Consider the following 21,873-nt stretch of genomic DNA (forward strand, 5'->3'; position numbering starts at 1 on the left):
CTCAGGCCTGACCGCCCTGCTCACAGTGGAGCCGATGACGGGAATCGAACCAGCAACGGCCTCACTGTTTCACGGGAACGTGTCGATTGAGGAAGTCGATCTGGTCGGTCACAATCCCGTCGAAGTACGGGTCCAGGTACGGCTCAAAGTGCGTGCAGTCATAGGAACGCACTTCTCCGTTCGGAATGCGGGCCACGATCTTATGGGCTTTGGCGTAGGGCGTGACGTCGTCCTTCGTGGCGAGTTGAACCAACGTCGGCGCGGTGATCTTGGCGGCATGTCGTCCCGGTGAATAAAACGGCACGCGCAGGGCGATGCGGGCGGCGACGTCGTTTTCGGCCTCAAGTTGCGCGCGCTTGTGCTCGGCCGCTTCGCCCCCGGCCATCTCCTCGACGAGTTCATACGCGCCGGGTGAGGTCATCATGGCGACCTCGCCGGGCCTGCCTATGGACTTCACGCGGTAGGGTGCACGCCCGAGCCATGCGCCGGCCTGATCGCGCAGTCCCGCGGCGATGAGGCGTGCGACCAATTTGAGGGATTGAGAGAACGCTGAGGCAGGTCCGGTGACGTGGGGCACCTGGACGATGGCGGCTGCGAGATCGTGGTCGCGGGCAGCCAACGTGAGAACGTGGCCACCGCCGAACGAGGAACCCCAGGCGACGACGCGGGCGTTGTCGACACCGTCCAGGCTGCGGGCGTAGGCGATGGCAGCCCGCCAGTCCGCTTGCTGGGCCTTGATGTCCAAGATCCGGCGGGGTTGTCCTTCGCTGGCGCCCCAGTGCCGGTAGTCGAATACCAGGGCGGCGTAACCGGCCTGCGCGAATCGTTCGGCGTAGGCGTCCAGGCGCAGTTCGCGGAAGGCAGCGAACCCGTGAGCCAGTACGACGATGGGCGGATTTTGAACGCCCTCGGGCCGGTACAGCCACGCCGCGCAAGGTGTGCCCTCGGACAAAAAGGTCACGTCGTGGCGGACGCAGCTGGGTGGCTGATTCATCGTTCGTGGCCTCCATCGAGTATCTTGAATGCTGTTCAGCAAACCCTAGCAGCGTCTTGAACGGCATTCAACAGGGTGTGACCTGGGCAGCAATCGGGAGGACGTGATGGCGCGGAACAAGCGCCCGCAAGCCGCCGACGAGAAGCGTGCGGAAATCGTCGCGGCAGCGCGGCGCCTGTTCATCGATGCTGGCTACGACGCCACCCCGATGAGCCGCCTGGCCAAGGAAGCCGGGGTGGCACCCAACACCATCTACTGGTACTTCGGGGATAAGGACGACGTCCTGATCGCTGTGCTCGAGAGCGTCATGGCCGACGTCTGGCCGCAGTACCAACAAGTTGCGACCGAACCGATCGCCGCCCGACTGCTGTGGGTGGTTCGCCAGTTACACCAGATGAGCCGCCTTGTGACGACGGTGCACGCCCGCGTCGAACATTCGGCCGCCATAGCGGAGTGGCATCACAACTTCCATCTGATCACCGGCGCCCTGGCCCGTTACGAATTAGAGACCGCGGGAGTCTCACCTGCGACTGTGGAGGCCGAAGTGATGATCGGCATTTTCACCATCGAAGGACTCCTCATGCATGACCAGAGCGAAATCGAGCAACGCGCCATCTGCGACGCCCTGGCTTCACGCTGGACCATGCCCTAGTCGCACTCATTATGAGTGGGAAGTTGACGTGCGGTCTGGTGCCCTTGCGGTGAAGCCCACTCAGCTAACAATCTCATGCTGTTCTCGCGGCTTGCCATGATGAAACTGCGGGCCTATCGCGGACGTACAGCCGCCTCGACGTTTGCGGATCGACGCGTTTTTGCTGCTCAGGGTGGAGCCGATGACGGGAATCGAACCCGCGTTCTCAGCTTGGGAAGCTGATGTTCTGCCATTGAACTACATCGGCGCTGGTGCTGACGAAGGATAGCAATCCCAGTGGCTGGCTCGCCGTTGACTGTGCCGGTAGGGCGCAAAAGTGCGAGGTCGGCGCGTCCTGAGCGCACAGTCGGCGCATCCGTGGCCGGCCGCCACGGAGCCATTAGGCTCGACGAGTGCTGCTCTCTGACCGCGACATCCGCGCCGAGATCGACGCCGGCCGCCTGGCCCTCGACCCCTTCGACGACACGCTGGTGCAGCCGTCCAGCATCGACGTCCGCTTGGACAGTCTCTTCCGGGTGTTCAACAACACCCGCTACACCCACATCGACCCGGCCCTGCAGCAAGACGAGCTGACAAGCCTCGTCGAACCGCTGCCGGGCGAGCCGTTCGTGCTGCACCCCGGCGAATTCGTCCTCGGTTCGACGCTCGAATTGTGCACTCTGCCAGACGATCTCGCGGGCCGCCTGGAGGGCAAGTCGTCACTGGGCCGCCTCGGCCTGCTCACCCATTCGACCGCCGGCTTCATCGACCCGGGCTTCAGCGGCCACATCACCCTGGAGCTCTCGAACGTCGCCAACCTCCCCATCACGCTGTGGCCCGGCATGAAGATCGGCCAGCTGTGCCTGCTGCGCCTCACCAGTCCGGCCGAGCATCCGTACGGCAGCGCCAAGGTGGGCTCGAAGTACCAGGGACAGCGCGGACCCACGCCGTCGCGCTCCTATCAGAACTTCATCAGCACATCGCCGGAACCCACTCAATAGCGCTGAACGCAGCCCGCGCTTCCATCGTGTATTGCGAGTAGGGTTTATCCCGCAGGTTCTGCGGAGCCCAGCAAGTGCTGTCCACCGGTGACTTCATCGAGATCAGCTAACGTCGGGGGATGTAACGCATCGGGCTGATCGTGCGATGAGCCACTAGTTGACGAGCTTCTTGATGGATAATGCCCCAGCGGGCCTAAGCTAGATAGCAAACTAAATGGAGGGGCTGTGGACATCGTACTTGGCGTGTCGATGACACCCACGACGGTCCGCATGGTGCTGGTCGAAGGCGATAAAGCCGACGGTCTCACCGTCGATCACGACGTCTTCGACATCACTGCAGCTGAGGGCGCAGCAAACTCGAGTGCGGCCGATCAGGTGATCTCGGCCATTCTCGGGACTCAGCAGAGCGCTCTGGCCGGCGGACACCGGCTGATCACCACCGGCGTGACGTGGTCCGACCACAACGAGGCCAGTGCCCTGCGCGACGGCTTGGCCGCCCGCGGCATCGAAGACGTCATGCTCGTCTCTGAACTTCACGCGGCGGGCGCGCTCGCCCAGGCGGTCGGCCGCGCCGTCGGCTACGACAAGACCGCGCTGATGTTCGTCGAGCGCGACACCGCGACGTTGTCGGTGGTCGAGACTCGCGACGGCTCGATCGTCAAGGTGGTGAACCGCGATCTGCACAGCGCCGATGCCATGGCCGTCATGGCCGACATGGTCACCGATCTGGACACCCACGAGCCCCGGCCCGGCGGCCTGTTCGTCGTCGGCTCGGGCGTCGACGTCACCTCCGTCAAGGAACACCTCGAGCAGCTGGTGACGCTGCCCGTGAGCGCCCCCGAAGACTCTGAGATGGCCCTTGCCCGCGGCGCCGCGCTGGCAGCCGCCAGTGCACCGCGTTTCGAAGCGACGACGGTCAGGCTCGCCTACTCCCAGGATCCCGACGGCTTGCCGGCCGAGGATGCCTACCGGATCGACCCGGCGTTCGCGGCCACCCAGTTGCGGCCCGCCGGTGCGGTGGCGCCGGTAGTGGACGACGATGCCGCCGGCGAGGACGAGACCCGGCGGCCATTCCTCCTCGTCGGCAGCACGTTGACAAGCATTTTCGTTGTCGGCGTGGTGGCGCTCGTCATCTCGCTGGCGGTGAGCATCAGGCCCACCGTCGATCAGCGGCCGAGTCCCGGCGAGAGCATCGTCGTGCCCAGCACCGCTCAACCGGCGCCGCTCGTCGCGCAACCGGCACCGGCGCCACCGGCTGCCCCGGCACCCGAAACCATCAAGGCTCCGGTGCCCGTCGCGCAGGAGGCGCCCCAGGCGCCGCGGACCGTGTTCGTCCAGGCACCTCAGGCAGCGGCACCGGCCGCCGCGCCCCCGCCTGCCGCGCCCGCGCCCGCTCCTGCCGCGCCACCTCCGGCGCCAGTGCCGGCGGCGCCGGCGCCTGAGCCCGTGCCCGCCGCGCCCGCACCGGTGATCGCACCACCGGTGGTTCTGCCGCCGCCGATCATCCAGTTGCCGTGGCCGCGACCGGTGTACCGGCCGCCGTGGTATCCGCAGCAGCCGCCTACCAGCGAGCCGCAGACCCCTCCGTGGAACCCGCCGTCGAAGCCGCGATGGACACCGCCGTCGCAGCCGCCGTCGGACTCGGATTGGCAGCCGCCGGTGAACATTCCGCAGCAGCAGTACCCCCCGGTCAACCAGCAGCCGGTGACCCCGCAGCAGCCGCGGAACCAGCAACCGCAGCAACCGTCGGGCCCGATCGGCGGTCCGCGCATGCCGTCGTGGCCGTACTGGCCCGGCAGCTGACACGTAACCTGCCGTTGTCCTGGCGCTTGGTGTCCCGACGCGGTTAGCTCACCCCGGGCCGCTATACCGGGCGTATGCGGTGCACCGTCTTCGGCACGGGCTACCTCGGCGCCACCCACGCCGCCGGCATGGCCGAGCTCGGCCACGAGGTGGTCGGCGTCGACATCGACCCCGGCAAGGTCGCCAAACTGAACAGCGGCGAGGCGCCGTTCTACGAGCCCGGACTGCGGAAGATGTTGCAGGACAACATATCTGCTGGTCGGCTGCGGTTCACCACCGACTACGACGACGCCGCCGAGTTCGCCGACCTGCACTTCCTGGGCGTCGGCACCCCGCAGAAGAAAGGCGAATACGGTGCCGACCTCCGGCATGTCCACGCGGTGATCGACGCCCTGGTCCCTAGACTGAGCCGGCCTGCCGTCATCGTCGGGAAATCCACTGTCCCCGTCGGCACAGCAGCCGAACTGGTCCGCCGGGCAACGCATTTGGCGCCTCCCGGCGCGGATGTGGAAATCGCCTGGAACCCCGAGTTCCTGCGCGAGGGTTTCGCCGTTCACGACACCCTGCACCCAGACCGCATTGTCCTTGGCGTACAACCGGATTCGCAGCGTGCGAAGGCGGCGATCGACGAGCTCTACGCACCGCTTATCGACGACGGTGTGCCGTTCCTGTGTACCGACCTGCAGACCGCCGAGCTCGTCAAGGTGGCAGCGAATGCCTTTCTGGCTACCAAGATCTCGTTCATCAACGCAATCTCTGAGGTATGCGAGGCCGCGGACGCCGATGTCACTGTGCTCGCCGACGCGCTGGGCCACGACGCCCGCATCGGACGCAGGTTCCTCAACGCCGGGCTTGGATTCGGTGGTGGCTGCTTGCCCAAGGATATCCGCGCATTCATGGCGCGCGCCGGCGAACTCGGCGCCAGCCAAGCCCTGACATTCCTGCGAGAGGTCGACAGCATCAACATGCGCCGCCGCACCAAAATGGTGGAGCTCGCGACGCGCGCCTGCGGCGGATCACTGCTCGGCGCCAACATCGCCGTGCTGGGCGCGGCGTTCAAACCCGAGTCCGACGACGTGCGCGACTCGCCCGCACTCAACGTGGCCGGCATGCTGCAACTCAACGGCGCGGCCGTCAACGTCTACGACCCCAAGGCCGTGGAGAACTCGCGACGCATCTTTCCCACGCTGAACTACTCCACCTGCGTCACCGAAGCCTGCCAGCGCGCCGACGCGGTGCTGGTGCTCACCGAGTGGCGCGAGTTCGTCGACCTCGACCCAGCCGGGCTCGGCGACGTCGTGCGCGCGAAAGTGGTTGTGGATGGCCGGAATTGCCTGGATGCCGTGCGGTGGAGTGCGGCGGGCTGGCGGGTGTTCACCCTGGGAAGGCGAGTCGCCGGCGTAGCCTGATCGGCATGAGACAGAGGATTCGCTGGCTCGCGCTGCACGGCTTCGTCCGCGCGCTGGCGTCGATAGGGTTGCGCAGCGGCGATCCGCAGGCTCGGATGATCGCCGACCCGGCTGTGCGTGCCGACCCCATCGCGTTCATCGAAGAGCTGCGCTCCCGCGGTCGCATTGTGAAAGGCCGCGCGGTCTATTTGACCGTCGACCACGAGATCGCCCATGAACTGCTGCGCTCGGACGACTTCCGCGTGATCGAGCTCGGCGGCAACCTGCCCAAGCCTCTGCGCTGGATCAACCAGAAGACCAAGACCGGCCTGCTGCATCCCCTCGAGCCGCCGTCGCTGCTGTCGGTGGAGCCGCCCGAACACACCCGCTACCGAAAGCTGGTGTCGTCTGTATTCACCACCCGTGCGGTGGCCGCGCTGCGTGACCGCGTGGAAGAAACCGCCAAGGTGCTCCTCGACGACCTCGGCGAGACGCGCGGCGTCGTCGACATCGTCGCGCGGTACTGCTCACAGCTGCCGGTCGCCGTCATCGGCGACATCCTGGGCGTGCCCGACGAAGACCGCCCGCAGATCCTCAAGTACGGCGAGCTCGGTGCGCCCAGCCTGGACATCGGGTTGTCGTGGAAGCAGTACAACCAGGTGTACCAAGGCGTCGCCGGCTTCAACGCGTGGCTGGCCGACCACCTCGAGAAGCTCCGCCGCAATCCCGGCGACGACCTGCTGAGCCAGCTCACCCTGGCCGCCGACGAGGACGGCCGGCTCACCGACCGCGAGCTGCAAGCCACCGCCGGCCTGGTGCTGGCCGCGGGCTTCGAAACCACAGTCAACTTGCTGGGCAACGGAATTCGCATGCTGCTGGAGAACCCCCAACACCTCGCCACGCTGGCGGCACGCCCGGAGTTGTGGCCCAATGCGGTCGAGGAGATTCTGCGGCTGGAATCCCCGGTGCAGCTGAGTGCGCGGGTGGCGCGGCGCGACGTCGAGATAGCGGGCACGACGATCCCGCGCGGCGAGTTGGTGGTGATCTATCTGGCCGGTGCCAACCGCGATCCGGCCGTGTTCGAGGACCCACACCGCTTCGACATCGAGCGGCCGAACGCCAACAAACACCTGTCGTTCTCAAGCGGCAGACACTTCTGTCTGGGCGCCGCGCTGGCCCGCGCCGAAGGTGAAGTGGGTCTGCGCTCGTTCTTCGACCGCTACCCCAACGCGCGGCTGGCCGGCAGCGGCAGCCGCCGCGATACCCGGGTGCTGCGCGGCTGGGCGTCATTGCCGATCATGTTGGGCGCCTGAAATGGATTTCGCCGCATCGCTTCTCGACGAGGACGCCGCGTTCGCCGAGGTGCTGCGTACTGCCGATCCCGCGACGCCGGTGCCGACCTGCCCGGGCTGGACGCTCAAGCAGCTGCTGCGGCACGTGGGGCGCGGGCACCGATGGGCCGCACAGATCGTCGCCGAACGGCGCGCAGAACCTCTCGATCCCCGCGAGGTGCGCAACGGCAAGCCGCCCGACGATCCCGACGGTGCCGCGGACTGGGTGCGCGGTGGCGGGCAAGAGCTGCTCGACGCGGTGTCCAATACCGGCGGTGACACCGAAGTGTGGACCTTTCTGGGTCCGCGTCCGGCGGCGTGGTGGGTGCGCCGTCGCGTCCACGAAGTGGCCGTGCACCGCGCCGACGCCGAGCTGGCGCTGGGCCGCGAATTTTCGCTGCCGACCGATGTCGCCACTGACTGCCTGACCGAATGGCTCGAGCGGGTGGTGACCCGGGCCGGAGGCGACCAGATGCCGCTGGCCGACGGACAGTCGCTGCACCTGCACGCCGCAGAAGGCGGCGAATGGACGATCCGTGGAGCCGGCGGCGCCCTGCGGCTCGAGCAGCAGCACGCGAAATCCACCGTCGCCGTGCGCGGCGGCATCACGTCGCTGCTGCTGGCGATCACCCGGCGCATCCCCGCCGACGATCCGCGGATCCAGGTCTTCGGCGACGACCAGGTCTGGCGGGGTTGGCTGGACCGCACCCCGTTCTGAGCTACGGTCCAGTCATGACCGTTTCGGAGATCGCGACCGTCCTTGCGTGGCACGACGCGCTCAATGCGCAGGACCTCGACACGCTAGTGGAGTTGTCCACCGGCGACATCGAGATCGGTGACGCACACGGTGCTGTGCAAGGCCACGAGGCGCTGCGCAACTGGGCGTCGTCCAAGGGATTTCTCGTCGAGCCCGGGCGGATGTATGTGCACGACGGCGTCGTCGTCGTCGAGCAGCACGTCGGTGACGCGGGTTCCCCGCAGGTGACAGCGTCGGCGTTCCGGGTGGTGCATGACAAGGTGACCTCGGTGTTCCAGCACGATGACCTGAAGTCAGCGCTGGCTGCCACCGAGCTCACCGAAGACGACCTGGCCGACCTGTAGGGGCGGCAGATGCGCGGCATCATCCTCGCGGGCGGCGCGGGTACCAGGCTGTACCCGATCACGATGGGCGTCAGCAAGCAGTTGCTCCCGGTGTACGACAAGCCGCTGATCTACTATCCGCTGTCCACGCTGATCATGGCCGGCATCCGCGACATCCTGGTGATCACTACGCCCGCCGATGCCGCCGCGTTTCAGCGGCTGCTGGGCGACGGCTCGGCGTTCGGCACCCACATCAGCTACGCCGTGCAGCCCCGTCCCGAAGGATTGGCACAGGCGTTCGTCATCGGCGCCTCGCACATCGGCAACGACACCGTCGCACTTGTGTTGGGGGACAACATCTTCTACGGTCCGGGCCTGGGCACCAGCTTGCGCCGCTTCCAAAACGTCAGCGGCGGAGCGATTTTCGCGTACTGGGTGGCTAGCCCGTCGGCGTACGGTGTGGTGGAATTCGGTGCCGACGGCACCGCTTTGTCGCTGGAGGAAAAACCCGCGACACCCAAATCGCACTACGCGGTTCCCGGACTGTACTTCTACGACAACGACGTCGTCGAGATCGCACGATTGCTGCGGCCGTCGGCCCGGGGCGAATACGAGATCACCGAAGTCAACCAGACCTACCTGAACCGCGGGCAGCTCTCCGTGGAGGTGCTGGCTCGTGGCACCGCCTGGCTGGACACCGGAACATTCGACTCGCTGCTGGACGCCAGCGACTACGTCCGCACCATCGAGCGTCGGCAAGGCCTGAAAATCAGTGTGCCCGAAGAGGTTGCGTGGCGCGTCGGGTTCATCGACGACGAGCAGCTGGCGGCGCGCGCCCACGAGTTGCTCAGCTCGGGCTATGGCAGCTATCTGCTCGAACTGCTCGACGGCAAGTGATTTCGGTGCGCTAAACGACGCGTAGCGTACGTTTGCGCACCGAAATCCCTACTGCCGGTAGCTGACCAAGAAGTTGCCGAGCCGCTCGATGGCCGCGGCGAGATCTCGCGCCCACGGCAGCGTGACGATTCGCAGGTGGTCCGGGGCCGGCCAGTTGAAGCCGGTGCCCTGGGTGACGAGAATCTTCTCCTGCAGCAACAGGTCCAGTACTAGTTGCTCGTCGTCGACGATGTCGTACACCTCGGGGTCAAGTCGCGGAAACGCATACAGCGCACCCTGCGGCTTCACACACGACACCCCGGGAATCTCGTTGAGCTTCTGCCAAGCCACGTCGCGCTGCTCGAGCAGCCGCCCACCCGGCAGCACCAGATCCTCGATGCTCTGATGCCCGCCGAGGGCCACCTGAATGCCATGCTGCGCAGGCACATTGGGGCACAGGCGCATGTTGGCCAGCAGGCTGATGCCCTCGAGGAAGCTGCTCGCATGCTCCTTGGGCCCGGTGATCGCCAGCCAGCCGGCCCGGTAGCCGGCCACCCGGTAAGCCTTCGAAAGCCCATTGAACGTGAGGCACAACAGATCTGGCGCCACCGACGCCATGCAAATGTGCTTGGCGTCGTCGTAGAGGATCTTGTCGTAAATCTCGTCGGCAAGCAGCAGCAGTTGGTGCTTACGCGCCAGATCGGCCATCTGCTCGAGCACTTCACGGCTGTACACCGCGCCGGTCGGGTTGTTCGGGTTGATCACCACCAGCGCCTTGGTGCGCTCGGTGATCTTCGCCTCGATGTCGGCGACGTCGGGCTGCCAGCCCTGCGTTTCGTCGCACAGGTAGTGCACGGGGGTGCCGCCGGCAAGCGACGTGGACGCGGTCCACAGCGGGTAGTCAGGCGCGGGGATGAGAACCTGGTCGCCGTTGTCGAGCAGCGCCTGCAGCGTCATCGTGATGAGCTCGGACACTCCGTTGCCGAGGTAGACGTCGTCGACGTCGAGCCGAGGGAAACCTTCGACGAGTTCGTAGCGCGTGACCACCGCCCGCCGCGCCGGCAGAATTCCCTTGGAATCCGAATATCCTTGCGCGTACGGCAATGCCTGGATGATGTCGCGCATGATCACGTCCGGAGCCTCGAAACCGAACGGCGCCGGATTGCCGATGTTGAGCTTCAGGATGCGATGGCCCTCGGCCTCCAGCCGCGACGCGTGCTCGTGCACCGGCCCGCGGATCTCGTAGAGGACGTCCTGCAGCTTGGTCGACTGCGTGAACGTGCGCTGCCGGTCGTGATGACCGGTGGCGTGCCACGGGACCTGGTGAGTAGTCACGTCCACCATGGTGCCATTGGCGTCCAGTGAATTTCGCCGCCAGCCCGGATCACCGTTTGCCGGGCGGCCGGGCACCGCGGGCAATGCCGAGGCCCTTGACCGGAGGCGCCGGCGCGCTGCCATTGCCGTCATCGGCAGGCTTCGATTGCTCGGTGTCGGCAGGCTTCGGCTGCTCAGGCTCCGACTGCTGAGCCGGAGCCGACGGAGCCGACGCCGCGGGCGCGGTCGTCTTCCTGGCGCCGGGCCGCTTGGCCCCGGCCGCGATGCCGAGCCCCTTGACCGGCGCCGGCTCCGCCTTGGCCTGATCGGGTGCCGCGTTCGCGGGTTGGGTGACCTCGGTGGCCGGCTTCTGCTCGGACGCCTGCTCGGCGGCCTGCGCCTGCTCGGCCGGCTTCGCGGCGGCGGGTGCGGCCTTCTTGGCTCCCGGCCGCTTGGCGCCGGCGGCGATGCCGAGTCCCTTGGCAGGCGCGGGTTGGGTTGCCGCCGAGGGCTTTTCAGACGCAGTCGGCTTTTCGCCAGCAGGGGCCGGCGCTGCCTTCTTGGCGCCGGGGCGCTTGCCGCCTGAGATACCCAGCCCGGTGACCGGCTTGGCTTCCTTGGTTCCCGACGGTGCGGCCGCGGCTGGTGCCGACGGCGCTGCCGCAGGAGCCTCAGCCGCCGGGGCCGCGGCCTTCTTCTTCTCTTCGGGAGAGCGCTTCGGCGGCAGCGTGACAGTGCTCTTGTCCAGCGACCCCAGCAGCAGCTGGGCCACGTCGAGCACCTCGACGCCTTCGCCCTTGCCCGACTCCTGACGGTCGGTGAGGCCGTCGGTCATCATGACGCGGCAGAAGGGGCAGCCCGTCGCGATCTTCGCGCCGTCGGACACCGTCATCAGCGCCTCGTCGACCCGCTCGTGGTTGACCCGCTTGCCGATGTGCTCTTCCATCCACATCCGCGCGCCGCCCGCGCCGCAGCACAGGCCCGTCTCGGCGTGGCGCGGCATCTCCTTGAGCGTGACGCCCGACGCGCCGATCAACTCGCGCGGCGCCTCGTAGACCTTGTTGTGCCGGCCGAGGTAGCACGGGTCGTGGTAGGTGACGTCCTGGCCGTTTTCGCCGCCCACCGGCTTCACCGGGACCAGCCTCTTGTCCCGCACCAACCGGTTCAGCAGCTGGGTGTGGTGCAGCACGGTGTAGTTGGCGCCGAGCTGGCGGTACTCCCGACCGAGGGTGTTGAAGCAGTGCGGGCAGGTGACGACGATCTTGCGGTCGACGGTCTCGACGCCCTCGAACACGCCGTTGAGCGTCTCGACCGCCTGCGCGGCGAGCTGCTGGAACAAGAACTCGTTGCCGGAGCGGCGTGCCGAGTCGCCGTTGCAGGTCTCCTCGGCGCCGAGCACCAGGTACTTCACCCCGGCGATCGACAGCAGCTCGGCGACCGCCTTGGTGGTCTTCTTGGCGCGGTCTTCGAACGCGCCCGCGCAGCCGACCCAGAACAGGTACTCGTAGCCGTCGAAGGACTCCGCGTCGACGCCGAACACCGGCACGTCGAAGTCGACCTCGCTGATCCAGTTGAGCCGGTCGGAGGCGTTCTGGCCCCACGGATTCGACTTCGTCTCGAGGTTCTTGAACAGCACCGAAAGCTCGGACGGGAATTCCGACTCCATCATCACCTGGTAGCGGCGCATGTCGACGATGTGGTCGATGTGCTCAATGTCAACCGGGCACTGCTCGACGCACGCGCCGCACGTGGTGCACGACCACAACACGTCGGGGTCGATGACGCCGAGCTGCTCGGCCGTCCCGACCAGCGGGCGCGTCGCCTGCAGCGGCGACTCCGGCGGGACCCGGCCGAAGCCGGACTCCGGCACGTGATGCACTTCCTCGTGCCGATCGCCGGCCAGCTTCTCGGAGAGGCCACCCTCGGGCGTGCTCTCGTCAGGCGTGACTTTGTCGCCGAGGATGTAGGGCGCCTTCGCCATCCAGTGGTCGCGAAGGTCCATGATCACGAGCTTGGGGGACAACGGTTTTCCGGTGTTCCACGCCGGACACTGCGATTGGCAGCGCCCGCACTCGGTGCAGGTGGCGAAGTCGAGCATGCCCTTCCAGCTGAAGTCCTCGATCTTCCCGCGACCGAGGGTGGCGTCCTCCGGCGGATCTTCGAAATCGATTGGCTTGCCCTGGTATTCGATGGGCAGCAGCGGCCCGAGCCCGTTGGGCAGCCGCTTGAACGTCACGTTGATGGGCGCCAGGAAGATGTGCAGGTGCTTGGAATGCAGCACGATGATCAAGAACGCCAGCATCACGCCGATGTGCAGCAGCAGCGAGACGGTCTCCATGTACTCGTTGCCGCTGGGCCCGAGCGGAGACAGCACCTTGCCCATGGCGTGGGAGAAGAACGCCGCCCAGTTGTACGGCAGGTTTCCGTTGTTGACCGACGATCCGCGGAACAGCGCGTACGTCCAGATGACGTTGAAGATCATGAACAGGATCAGCCACGCGCCGCCGAGGTGGCTGCCGTAGAACCGCGAATCGCGGCCGTGCTCCTTGGGTCCTTGAATCAGCCGGATGATCGCGAACGTGGTGATGCCCAGCAGCACGGCCAGCGCGAAGAAGTCCTGCAGGAAGCCCAGAACCGGCCAATGGCCGATGATCGGGATCGCGAACTTGGGATTGAACAGGACCCCGTAGGCCTCGATGTAGACCGTCAGCAGGATGAAAAAGCCCCACATCGTGAAGAAGTGGGCGAGGCCGGGAATCGACCACCGCAGCAGCCGGGTCTGCCCGAAGACCTCCTCGACCTGCGTCCAGATCCGCCTGCCCAGGTTGTCAGTGCGGCCACTGGCCGGCTGGCCTGATCGCACGAGAGTGAACAGCCACCACACCCGGCGCGCCGCGAACACCAACACCAGCGCCGTCAACCCCAGGCCAACCACGAGCCTGATCACCTGCTGAGTGTCCACGCGCGCCGCCTCCCCAGCTTTGCTACTGGTCAGTAACTTGTCTTTCTTGCCTGCTCATAGTGACATCTCGGCAGCTGCGGGCGCGACAAAGGTTGCCCTAACCTCAGGGCTGCGGCGCCAGCATCGCCCGCAGCATCGACAGCAGCTCCGAGCGGGATTCAGCGCCCAGGCGCCGTCGTATCCGGGCGACGTGGTGTTCGACGGTCTTGGCGGAGATGAACAGCTGATTGCCGATGTCGCGGTACGGCATGCCCAACAGCAACAGCTCGGCGACCTCGCGTTCGCGCTCGGACAGCCGCGCCGAGTCCCGCGCCTCCGGACGCGCCGGCTCGACAGCACGCTGTTGCGACGTCGCCACTGGCTCCTCGTCGACCGCTGCGCTGGCCTTGAGATCCCGCGCCAATTGCAGCATCGCCCCGGACACGCGGGCATCGGGCGTCTGCAACGCCGCCTGGCTGGCCAGCCGCGTGCCGTCCGCGGTGTGGCCGTACTGCGCCAGACCGCGGGCAGCCGCGGTGACTTCGGCGAGTTCGACCTGATTGGCCAGCACCCGCAGCCACACCCGGCCGGCGCTGGCCAGCGCCTTCGCGAACAGGCTGGTGGCTGCGGCCGCGGTCAGCGCCTGGCCGTGAGGTGCCACCGCGTCCGGTGAGTTGGCCAGGATGCCAGCGTGCACGCCCGACCAGTGCAAAGGCACCGACCACAGCACCGGCTTGCCGAGCCGCTCCAGAAGCCCCAACGCCTGCTCGACGGCGTAGCGGATCCGCTCGAGCTGCCGCAGCCGTGCCGCGGCCACCCACAGCTCGCCCAGGGGCAGCAGCGAGAACAGGTCGACGGTGTACTCGGCCAGTACTTCCATCGCGGTGTACCAGTGCCGCTGAAGTGCGCCGCTGTCGCCGGTGCGCCGCGCCAGCCCGGTGCGCAGCGCGGCGGCCCATAACGCGTCCCGGCGGTGCAGCGAGGCATCGTCGACGGTCACCTCGAGGTTCGCGGACGCGAGCTGCCCGTCGAGCATTTTCGACCAGGCCAACAGCAGCCGGTGCCGGTGCTCGGCGTGCGGCGCACTGCCGTCATGCAGCGCGCGGGTGAGCACACTGCGCGCGCGGACCGGATCGCCGGCATGCAACGCCGCCAGCGCGACGAGGGCCGCCGGCGTGTCCGGTGTGACGGCCCGCGCCGACGGGCCGGCGGCCAGTGACTGCCCGAGCTTGGCGACCGCCACGGTGAACGGCTGGTCCAGTGTCTGCAGCAGACCTTCGGCCAGGCTGCGGGCGGCTCGGGCGGCGGCGGTGGGCGGACCGCTGGCCGGGGCTTCCATCGACGCGCGGGCGGCCGTGGCGTCGCCCGCGGCCAGCAACACCACCGCGCCGGCGGAGCTGACCACCGCGTCGGGGTGCGGCCCGAGCCAGCGGTACAGCTCGGCGGCCTGGTCGGCGTTGCCGTCGTGGGCGGCCACCGACGCGGCGATGCGGACCGCGGCGGCGCGTTCGGCGGGGTCGTCGGACGAGAGCAGGTCGTCGGCGAGCCGGCCTGCCGTCGCGCAGTCTCCGGTCAGCGCCAGCGCGTCGGCGAGCCGGGCCGTGAGCCGCGACGCGCCGGCGTCGACGGCGGCTCGGTACAGCCGGGCCGCGGCGGTGCGGTCGGGTGGGCGCTCGGCGTGGGTTTCCAGCGCCGTGGCCAGCCGCTCGTCGCGCATCCCGTGTTCGGCGAGCCGCAACGCCAAGTCCGCCGACAGCGTCGACAGCTCCAATTGCGTTGTGAGCAATGCTTTTTCGACGTCGTGGTGGCGTGCTGCGCCGACGATCTGGGCGACCGCGCGATGCACCGACCGCAAAAACGCCGGGCTGTGGGAGGGCTCGAGGAGTCCGCTGCCTCGGGCGCGGTCGACCAGCCGCTGAGCTTCGTCGGCGCTGATACTCAGCGCGGCCGCCAGGTCAGCGGCACCCAGGTCGGGACTCAGCGAACCGATCAGCAGCGCCTCCAGGACGGGCTCGTCGACTGCGCGCAGCCGGTCGATCAGCGCGAACCGGGCGGACTGGGCGATCGCCATGGCCGGTGAGGCGTCGTCGCCCGGGCGGCTCAGCGCCGCGCGCACCAGAAACGGCAATCCGGCGGTCGCGGCCATCAGAGCGCGGACCACCTCGGCAGTCGGCGGTGCCCCGAGGGCGGCAGTGGCCAGGCGGTGCAGCTCGTGGGGCGGAAGCGCGCCGAGCAGCACCGCCGGACGCTCGCGTTCGATTGCCATCGTGAGCGTGCGAAGCGCAACCGAATGTTGGTACGGCTCGGTTGCGACGACGACGGTCGCGGACGGGTCGTCGACCCGATCGGCGAGGGTGGCGAGCTGCTGGTGCGTGAGCAGGTGCGCGTCGTCGACCACGATCGCCGTGGCGATCCGATGCGGATCCGCACGGGAGGCGACGTCGATGCCGCCGGCCCGCAGCGCAGTGCGGATCGCGGTCAGCGTGGCGGTTTTCCCGGTGCCGATCCCGCCGACGACGACGGCCTTGACGGGGTCGGTCGGGTTGGTGGTGACCGCGTCAACGAGCTCGCGTGCCTGTGGCGGCAGCTCGCGCAACGCCGGCTGGTCCATCGGGCTGTCAGGGGCTGACCGGCGCTGTCGCGCTGAGCTGCGGCCTCGGTGTGTTGGGCGCCAACTGAGCCGACGTGGGCGCGGACTGGTTGCTGACCGCTGAGGTGGGCGGCGCCGCGCTGGTGGTGGGCGGTCGCGTCGTCGTGGTGGGCGGTCGCGTGGTGGTGGTCGGCGGCTGCGTCGTGGTGGTGGTCGGCTGGGTGGTGGTCGTGGTGGTCTGCTGCGTGGTGGTGGTCGTGGTCTGCGTCGTGGTCGTGGCCGAGGTGGTCTCCGACGTCGTGGTGTCGGGCGGAGAACTGGGTGCGGTGGTGGCCGACGGCGGCGGCGTGACCACGGTCGGGCTACCGTCCGTGCCGGTGAACGTCACCGTGTCGGTCAGCGGCGCGCCCGGGGATGCGGGGTTGGTGGTGGCCGGCACCGTCGCCGTGTGAGTGCGTGTCGAGCGCATCGGGCTGGACTCGCTGGTCAGCGTCCACACCAGGCCGCCCGTCAAGACCAGCACCGTGACCAGTGCCGCCGCGAACAGCACCTGGGGCCGCCGGTACCAGGCCAACGGCTCCTCGGCCGCACGCGGACCCTCGGGCGGGGGAGCGAACTCGAGTTGCGGCCGCGCGCTGGTGGGCTCGGGATCGTAGGCGTACTCAGCGCCGGTGTAGGGCGCCGGTTCATCGCCGCCGGCATCCTCCGACCACGCGAGCGCCCGGAAGGTGGCCGACGCGGCACCGTCGGCGGCCGACTCCGCGGCGGCTGCACCGGCAGTCCCGGCGGCCCACGCGGCGGTGGCCATCCCGGTGGGCGGTTCGGTGGCCGCAGTCGCCAATCCGGTCGGCACGTCGCCGCCCGGCCCGCGGGTGGCCAGCAGCGCAGCGCCCGCCGCCGTGTTCAGTGCCGGCTGCGGGGTGGTGACCACCGGCACCCGGAAATGCTCCGAGAGCCGCTGGGTGATCAGCGGGATCGCGGCGCCGCCACCGACGGTGGCGACCGCGGACAGCGACGCGGCCGGAATTCGGTTGCGCCCCAACAGTTCTTCCAAAGCGACGAGTACCCCGGCCAGCGGGCCGCTGATCAGGTTCTCGAGTTCGGCCCGCGTGACGCGGATATCGGAGTGATAGCCGGGAAGTTCAGCCGACAGGTCGGTGGCGGTATCAGCCGACAGCCGCTCCTTGGCGTCGCGGCACTGTTCGCGTAGCCGAGTGAGCGCACCGACGGCGGTGGTGCCGGCCGGGTCGGCGCCGCTGGACTGGTTGATGTCGGAGAGCACATGGGTGAGCAGCGCCTGGTCGATCTGAGCGCCGGAAAATTCGGTGTAGCGCAGCGTTTCGTCGATGGGCTGGAAGTCGTTGGCGGCGTCGGCCAGCGTGATGCTGGTGCCGCTGCCGCCGAAATCGAGCAGCGCGACGATGCCGCTCGCCGGCAATCCCGGGCTGGTCGCCAACGCGGCCAGCGCGGCCACGGCGTCGGACACCAGCACCGGCGGCACGCCGCCCGGCGAGAGGTTGGGCTTGGTGCGCAACGCCCCTCGCAGCGCGCCCAGCACCGCCGGACCCCAGTGCGCGGGCACTGCGATGGTGACCTGTGAGGCGGCGGAGCCGTTGCCGACCGCCTGCGCCATTGCGTCGAGGGCCTCGACGAGCAGCCAGTCGGCGCGGTAGGTGGTTCCGTCGGGCGCCACCAGCGGGACCGGATCGCCGACGCGTTCGACGAAGCCGGACAGCACCAGACCCGGTTCTGCCGCATTCGGGTTCTCGACCGGCACGCCCACCTCGGGGGCGCGGTGCGGATACAGCGTCAACACCGCACGGCGCGTGACCGGCGCAGCGCCGACCCGGGCCGCGACCAGGTTGGTCATCCCGATGGACAGCCCAAGGGAGTCGGTCATCTCGAAGGGTCCTTGTCATCGACACGATTCAGTGGCAGCGTCGGCGGCCGTTCCTCACGATAGCGGCGCCGGCGTGCGGCGGTCATGCGACATCCCCTAACCGCGCCCAATCCCCTAACGGCCGATCCCCTAATAGCGGTATGTCAGCAGTGGCTTTGACACCGATCCGTTATTAGCTGGTGATCGTTAACATCGGCGCCATGGCCAATGAGCTATTGGACTTCGTGATGTCGCTGGTGCGCGATCCCGACGCCGCTGCACGGTACGCGGATAACCCGCAGCAGGCGATCGCCGACGCTCATCTGACCGACGTGACCAGTGCCGACGTCAACAACCTGATTCCGGTGGTGTCGGAGTCGCTGTCGATCGCGAGCCCGGCCTTCGGAGCCGACGCCGGGGATGCGAACGTCTGGGCCAGTGGGGCCGCGACCGCTGCGTTCGACGCGTTCTCCGACCACGTGCCGGCGGCCGGCATCGAGGCTCCCGCCACCCATGACTTCGTGCTTGACCAACCGGCCGCGGCTCAACCGGACACCGGTATCGACCAGTTCAGCCACCTCGGCGCATTCGAGGCAGAGCCCCTCGCGGCCCCCGCGCCCGACGCCCATGACCCGGCGCCGGTGGTCGAGCCGGCAACCGTCGACCCCGGCTTCGAGCATCCGGTTGACGACCACCATGGGCACTTCGATCCAGGTGCAGCACACGACGCCCACGGTTTCGACGGCCCGCTGTTCTGACGCAATCGCGCTCGAACGCCCCCGCACGCTTCGGCATGTGGGGGCGTTCGTCGTTGTCCTGGGGAAACTGTGCATCAACTGAGGGATTCCCTACATGTCCCTAGTAATCCCCTAATCCCCTAACGGAAGTTGCTGGACCACCCCAGTATGGGGGCTTGGAGGTAGGGGACTCGACCCCGTTCCGAGTCACGTTGCAGCTCCATACCGTGGCTAGCAGACACCGGGCAGGCCGGTGAGGGGCAAACCCGAGACAACCGAAAGGGACTTCGATGATCAGCTTGATCGACTTCATCCTCAACCTGTTCCGCGACCCGCAGGCGGCTGCCGACTACGTCGCGCAGCCCGAGCAGGCGCTCCTGGACGCCGGGCTGGGCAACGTCGCGCCGGCGCAGCTGGCGTCGGTGGCTGCCACCGCGGTGCCGAGCCTCGCGCTGGGCGCCGGCGACCCGGTGGTGGGCCTGCAGCGCGCGGTGGCCAACCACTACGGCTGGGAGCCGACGTTCGCGCCGTCACCCACGTGGTCGCCGACGTATGCGCCGCAGACCGACTTCCTCAGCGGCAACCGGACCGACACTGATTTCGCCAGCCACAACAACACGCCGGTGATGAGCCCCAACCAGGACGCGGGCGCCAATGCCCAGCAGGGCGCCTTCAACCTCGGCTTCGGCGACATCACGCTGGGTGACAAGACCACGACCACGGCCAACGGCCAGGGCGCGGTCGCGATCAACGGCGACAACCGGGGCGACATCGTCAGCGGTGACGGCGCTGTGCTGGGCAACGCGAACTCGGTCAACAACGGCAACATCCACACCGGGGCGGACTCGAATTTCGCGTACGGCCATGACAACTCGTTCAGCCAGGGCAACACCGCCGCCGGCCACGACGTCTTGGAGACCCACGACGGCACGGTGATCCAGACCTCCGGCCACGGGACCACCAGCTCGGCGCAGGGCAACACCGACTGGACGGCGGTGCACGGGAACCAGACCACGACCAACATCGACGGCACCGGCAACTACAGCGGCGTCGACAACACCCACAGCGTCGTGAACACCCACACCACCACGACGTCGACGTCGGTCGCCGACAACTCGGTGCACGACTGGTCGTCGCAGTACACCTCCACCCACGACAGCTCGGTGCACGACAACGCGGCGTCGTACAGCAACGCCCAGTCGTACAACAGCTCGGTGCACGACAACCAGTCGACGTACTCGCCGTCGTACGACGCGTCGACGCACGACAACACCACTGTGCAGACGCATCAGAACACCCACGACATCCACCTGGGCTTCTGATCGGACGCACAGCCGCTTGGTTGACGACCTGGCGGGGACCGCAATGGTCCCCGCCAGGTTTTTGCGCATACGGTTGGTAGCGCCGAGGAGGGACACAACGTGACGCAGCCTTCTGATCCGCGGCAGGCCCGGGTCATCGTCGAGCTGATCGACCACACCCGCAGGATCGCCGAGACCAACCAGCGCGACGACCTGATCGACCGGCTGGCCGCGGCCCGCGACCGGATCGTCGACCCGCAGATCCGGGTGGTGATCGCCGGTCAGCTCAAGCAGGGCAAGAGCCAGCTGCTCAACTCGCTGCTGAACATGCCGGTCGCACGGGTCGGTGACGACGAGTCGACGGTGCTGACCACCGTCGTGCTCTACGGCGAGCAGGCCGCCGCGCAGCTGATCGTCGCCACCGGCGACGGCGGTGCCGAGGCGATCCCGATCCCCACCACCGACATCAACAAGGACCTGCGCCGCGCTCCGCAGGCCGGCGGCCGCGAGGTGCTTCGGGTCGAGGTGATTGCGCCGAGCCCGGTGCTGAAGGGTGGGCTGGTGTTCATCGACACCCCGGGCGTCGGTGGTCACGGCCAGCCGCACCTGGCTGCCACCCTGGGGCTGCTACCCGACGCCGACGCAATGCTGATGGTCAGCGACACCAGCCAGGAGTTCACCGAACCGGAGATGACGTTCATCCGGCAGGCCTACGAGATCTGCCCGGTGGCCGCGATCGTGGCGACGAAGATCGACCTTTATCCGCACTGGCGCGCGGTCGTCGACGCCGACGTCGCCCACCTCGAGCGGGCCGGACTCGACATTCCGCTGATTCCGGCGTCGTCGCTGCTGCGCAGCCACGCGATCTCGCTCAACGACAAGGAACTCAACGAGGAGTCGAACTTCCCCGCGATCGTGCAATTCTTGTCCCAGAAGGTGCTGTCCGGAGCGAACGACCGGGTGCGTCACCATGTGCTCCATGAATTGCGTTCTACTGCAGAACATTTGACATTGACGCTGGAGTCGGAGCTGTCGACGCTCAACGACCCCGGTTTGCGTGAGCGGCTGACCGCCGACCTCGAACGCCGCAAGGCCGAGGCGCAGGACGCGCTGGCCGCCTCGGCGCTGTGGCAGCAGGTGCTCAACGACGGGATCGCCGACTTGACCGCCGACGTCGACCACGACCTGCGGTCGCGGTTCCGTGCCATCACCCAGCATTTCGAGTCCGTCATCGACGGCTGCGACCCGACACTGCACTGGGCCGAGATCGGCACCGAACTGGAACAGGCAGTGGCCGAAGCGGTGGGCGACAACTTCGTCTGGGCGTTCCAGCGGGCCGAGGCGCTGGCCAAGGACGTGGCCCGCACGTTCGAGGAGGCCGGCCTGCAACAGGTGAAGGCTCCGGAGATCAGCGCCCGGCAGATGGGTGCAACGTTCTCGGGCTTCAAGTCGCTGGCACGGATGGACGCCAAGCCCGTCAGCGTCAGCAGCAAGGTGGTCAGCGGGATGCGCGGCTCCTACGGCGGTGTGCTGATGTTCGGCATGCTCGGCTCGCTGGCCGGGCTGGGCATGTTCAACCCGCTGTCGGTGGGCGCCGGTCTGCTGCTGGGCCGCAAGGCCTACAAGGAGGACATGGAGAACCGGATGCTGCGCGTGCGCAACGAGGCGAAGAACAACGTGCGCCGATTCGTCGACGACATCTCGTTCGTCGTCACCAAGGAATCACGCGACCGGCTACAGGCCATCCACCGCCAGCTGCGCAACCACTACCGCGGCATCGCCAACCAGACCAGCCGATCGCTCAACGAGTCACTGCAGGCCATGCTCACCTCGGCGCGGTTGGAGGAGAACGAACGCAACCAGCGCATCGCCGAGCTCGAGCGCCAGCTCAACATCCTGCGGCAGGTGTCGGCAAAGGCGGCGGAGCTGGCCGCGCCAACGCCCGTCGTGAGCGGTCCGGTGCGCCCTGCGCCGCGGGTTCCGCTGCGCGGCGCCACCTAACATTGA

The 21,873-nt window shown here is 67.9% G+C and carries 16 protein-coding genes and 1 tRNA gene; 11 read left to right on the forward strand and 6 right to left on the reverse strand.

What is annotated here, in order from left to right:
* Positions 1 to 61 precede the first annotated feature (61 nt).
* Positions 62 to 994, reverse strand: a complete 933-nt coding sequence (locus AC5Y39_RS01455; protein ID WP_500015941.1) for an alpha/beta hydrolase — start codon at positions 992 to 994, stop codon at positions 62 to 64.
* A 106-nt stretch (positions 995 to 1,100) separates the two neighbouring features.
* On the opposite strand from AC5Y39_RS01455, the gene AC5Y39_RS01460 reads away from it, so the two are divergent.
* A complete protein-coding gene (locus AC5Y39_RS01460; protein ID WP_500015942.1) occupies positions 1,101 to 1,646 on the forward strand; it encodes a TetR/AcrR family transcriptional regulator in 546 nt (181 codons plus the stop codon).
* A gap of 173 nt (positions 1,647 to 1,819) precedes the next feature.
* On the opposite strand, the gene AC5Y39_RS01465 is transcribed toward AC5Y39_RS01460, so the two are convergent.
* Positions 1,820 to 1,893: transfer RNA gene (locus AC5Y39_RS01465), tRNA-Gly, on the reverse strand.
* 145 nt (positions 1,894 to 2,038) lie between these two features.
* On the opposite strand from AC5Y39_RS01465, the gene dcd reads away from it, so the two are divergent.
* The 7 genes from dcd (at position 2,039) to rfbA (ending at position 9,125) form a co-directional block, all read left to right on the forward strand.
* Positions 2,039 to 2,626, forward strand: coding sequence for a dCTP deaminase (gene dcd, locus AC5Y39_RS01470; RefSeq protein WP_499961926.1), 588 nt, complete (start codon positions 2,039 to 2,041; stop codon positions 2,624 to 2,626).
* 225 nt (positions 2,627 to 2,851) lie between these two features.
* The gene (locus AC5Y39_RS01475; protein WP_500015943.1) at positions 2,852 to 4,429 is read left to right on the forward strand and encodes a DUF7159 family protein; all 1,578 of its coding nucleotides are present in this window, start codon (positions 2,852 to 2,854) and stop codon (positions 4,427 to 4,429) included.
* Positions 4,430 to 4,503: 74 nt separating this feature from the next.
* Complete coding sequence (locus tag AC5Y39_RS01480; RefSeq protein ID WP_500015944.1) at positions 4,504 to 5,838, forward strand: UDP-glucose dehydrogenase family protein; 1,335 nt, start codon at positions 4,504 to 4,506, stop codon at positions 5,836 to 5,838.
* Positions 5,839 to 5,843: 5 nt separating this feature from the next.
* Positions 5,844 to 7,130, forward strand: a complete 1,287-nt coding sequence (locus tag AC5Y39_RS01485) for a cytochrome P450 (RefSeq protein ID WP_500015945.1) — start codon at positions 5,844 to 5,846, stop codon at positions 7,128 to 7,130.
* A gap of 1 nt (position 7,131) precedes the next feature.
* The gene (locus tag AC5Y39_RS01490) at positions 7,132 to 7,866 is read left to right on the forward strand and encodes a maleylpyruvate isomerase family mycothiol-dependent enzyme (protein ID WP_500015946.1); all 735 of its coding nucleotides are present in this window, start codon (positions 7,132 to 7,134) and stop codon (positions 7,864 to 7,866) included.
* A gap of 14 nt (positions 7,867 to 7,880) precedes the next feature.
* Positions 7,881 to 8,249 (forward strand): nuclear transport factor 2 family protein, encoded by a 369-nt coding sequence (locus AC5Y39_RS01495; protein ID WP_499961934.1) that lies wholly within the window; start codon positions 7,881 to 7,883, stop codon positions 8,247 to 8,249.
* Positions 8,250 to 8,258: 9 nt separating this feature from the next.
* Positions 8,259 to 9,125, forward strand: a complete 867-nt coding sequence (rfbA, locus tag AC5Y39_RS01500) for a glucose-1-phosphate thymidylyltransferase RfbA (protein ID WP_500015947.1) — start codon at positions 8,259 to 8,261, stop codon at positions 9,123 to 9,125.
* A gap of 48 nt (positions 9,126 to 9,173) precedes the next feature.
* On the opposite strand, the gene AC5Y39_RS01505 is transcribed toward rfbA, so the two are convergent.
* The 4 genes from AC5Y39_RS01505 to AC5Y39_RS01520 form a co-directional block, all read right to left on the reverse strand.
* The gene (locus AC5Y39_RS01505) at positions 9,174 to 10,466 is read right to left on the reverse strand and encodes a pyridoxal phosphate-dependent aminotransferase (protein ID WP_500016123.1); all 1,293 of its coding nucleotides are present in this window, start codon (positions 10,464 to 10,466) and stop codon (positions 9,174 to 9,176) included.
* A gap of 22 nt (positions 10,467 to 10,488) precedes the next feature.
* Positions 10,489 to 13,380, reverse strand: a complete 2,892-nt coding sequence (locus tag AC5Y39_RS01510) for a (Fe-S)-binding protein (RefSeq protein WP_500015948.1) — start codon at positions 13,378 to 13,380, stop codon at positions 10,489 to 10,491.
* Between the two features lie 103 nt (positions 13,381 to 13,483).
* Positions 13,484 to 15,970: an isoniazid response ATPase/transcriptional regulator IniR gene (gene iniR / locus AC5Y39_RS01515; RefSeq protein WP_500015949.1), complete on the reverse strand. Its 2,487-nt coding sequence runs from the start codon at positions 15,968 to 15,970 to the stop codon at positions 13,484 to 13,486.
* A 7-nt stretch (positions 15,971 to 15,977) separates the two neighbouring features.
* Positions 15,978 to 17,849 (reverse strand): Hsp70 family protein, encoded by a 1,872-nt coding sequence (locus tag AC5Y39_RS01520; RefSeq protein WP_500015950.1) that lies wholly within the window; start codon positions 17,847 to 17,849, stop codon positions 15,978 to 15,980.
* A gap of 200 nt (positions 17,850 to 18,049) precedes the next feature.
* On the opposite strand from AC5Y39_RS01520, the gene AC5Y39_RS01525 reads away from it, so the two are divergent.
* From AC5Y39_RS01525 to AC5Y39_RS01535, 3 genes are all read left to right on the forward strand, one after another.
* A complete protein-coding gene (locus AC5Y39_RS01525; protein WP_500015951.1) occupies positions 18,050 to 18,586 on the forward strand; it encodes an Rv0340 family IniB-related protein in 537 nt (178 codons plus the stop codon).
* A 269-nt stretch (positions 18,587 to 18,855) separates the two neighbouring features.
* A complete protein-coding gene (locus AC5Y39_RS01530; protein WP_500015952.1) occupies positions 18,856 to 19,887 on the forward strand; it encodes an IniB N-terminal domain-containing protein in 1,032 nt (343 codons plus the stop codon).
* A gap of 99 nt (positions 19,888 to 19,986) precedes the next feature.
* The gene (locus tag AC5Y39_RS01535; protein WP_500015953.1) at positions 19,987 to 21,867 is read left to right on the forward strand and encodes a dynamin family protein; all 1,881 of its coding nucleotides are present in this window, start codon (positions 19,987 to 19,989) and stop codon (positions 21,865 to 21,867) included.
* Positions 21,868 to 21,873: the final 6 nt, after the last annotated feature.

This window comes from Mycobacterium sp. NGS39, from assembly GCF_059812765.1.

Excerpts from the sequence above, each read along its gene's own strand:
- AC5Y39_RS01455 (WP_500015941.1), bottom strand. The coding sequence starts at position 994 with ATGAATCAGCCACCCAGCTGCGTCCGCCACGACGTGACCTTTTTGTCC.
- AC5Y39_RS01460 (WP_500015942.1), top strand. The coding sequence starts at position 1,101 with ATGGCGCGGAACAAGCGCCCGCAAGCCGCCGACGAGAAGCGTGCGGAA.
- AC5Y39_RS01480 (WP_500015944.1), top strand. The coding sequence starts at position 4,504 with ATGCGGTGCACCGTCTTCGGCACGGGCTACCTCGGCGCCACCCACGCC.
- AC5Y39_RS01485 (WP_500015945.1), top strand. The coding sequence starts at position 5,844 with ATGAGACAGAGGATTCGCTGGCTCGCGCTGCACGGCTTCGTCCGCGCG.
- AC5Y39_RS01490 (WP_500015946.1), top strand. The coding sequence starts at position 7,132 with ATGGATTTCGCCGCATCGCTTCTCGACGAGGACGCCGCGTTCGCCGAG.
- AC5Y39_RS01495 (WP_499961934.1), top strand. The coding sequence starts at position 7,881 with ATGACCGTTTCGGAGATCGCGACCGTCCTTGCGTGGCACGACGCGCTC.
- rfbA (WP_500015947.1), top strand. The coding sequence starts at position 8,259 with ATGCGCGGCATCATCCTCGCGGGCGGCGCGGGTACCAGGCTGTACCCG.
- iniR (WP_500015949.1), bottom strand. The coding sequence starts at position 15,970 with ATGGACCAGCCGGCGTTGCGCGAGCTGCCGCCACAGGCACGCGAGCTC.
- AC5Y39_RS01520 (WP_500015950.1), bottom strand. The coding sequence starts at position 17,849 with ATGACCGACTCCCTTGGGCTGTCCATCGGGATGACCAACCTGGTCGCG.
- AC5Y39_RS01525 (WP_500015951.1), top strand. The coding sequence starts at position 18,050 with ATGGCCAATGAGCTATTGGACTTCGTGATGTCGCTGGTGCGCGATCCC.
- AC5Y39_RS01530 (WP_500015952.1), top strand. The coding sequence starts at position 18,856 with ATGATCAGCTTGATCGACTTCATCCTCAACCTGTTCCGCGACCCGCAG.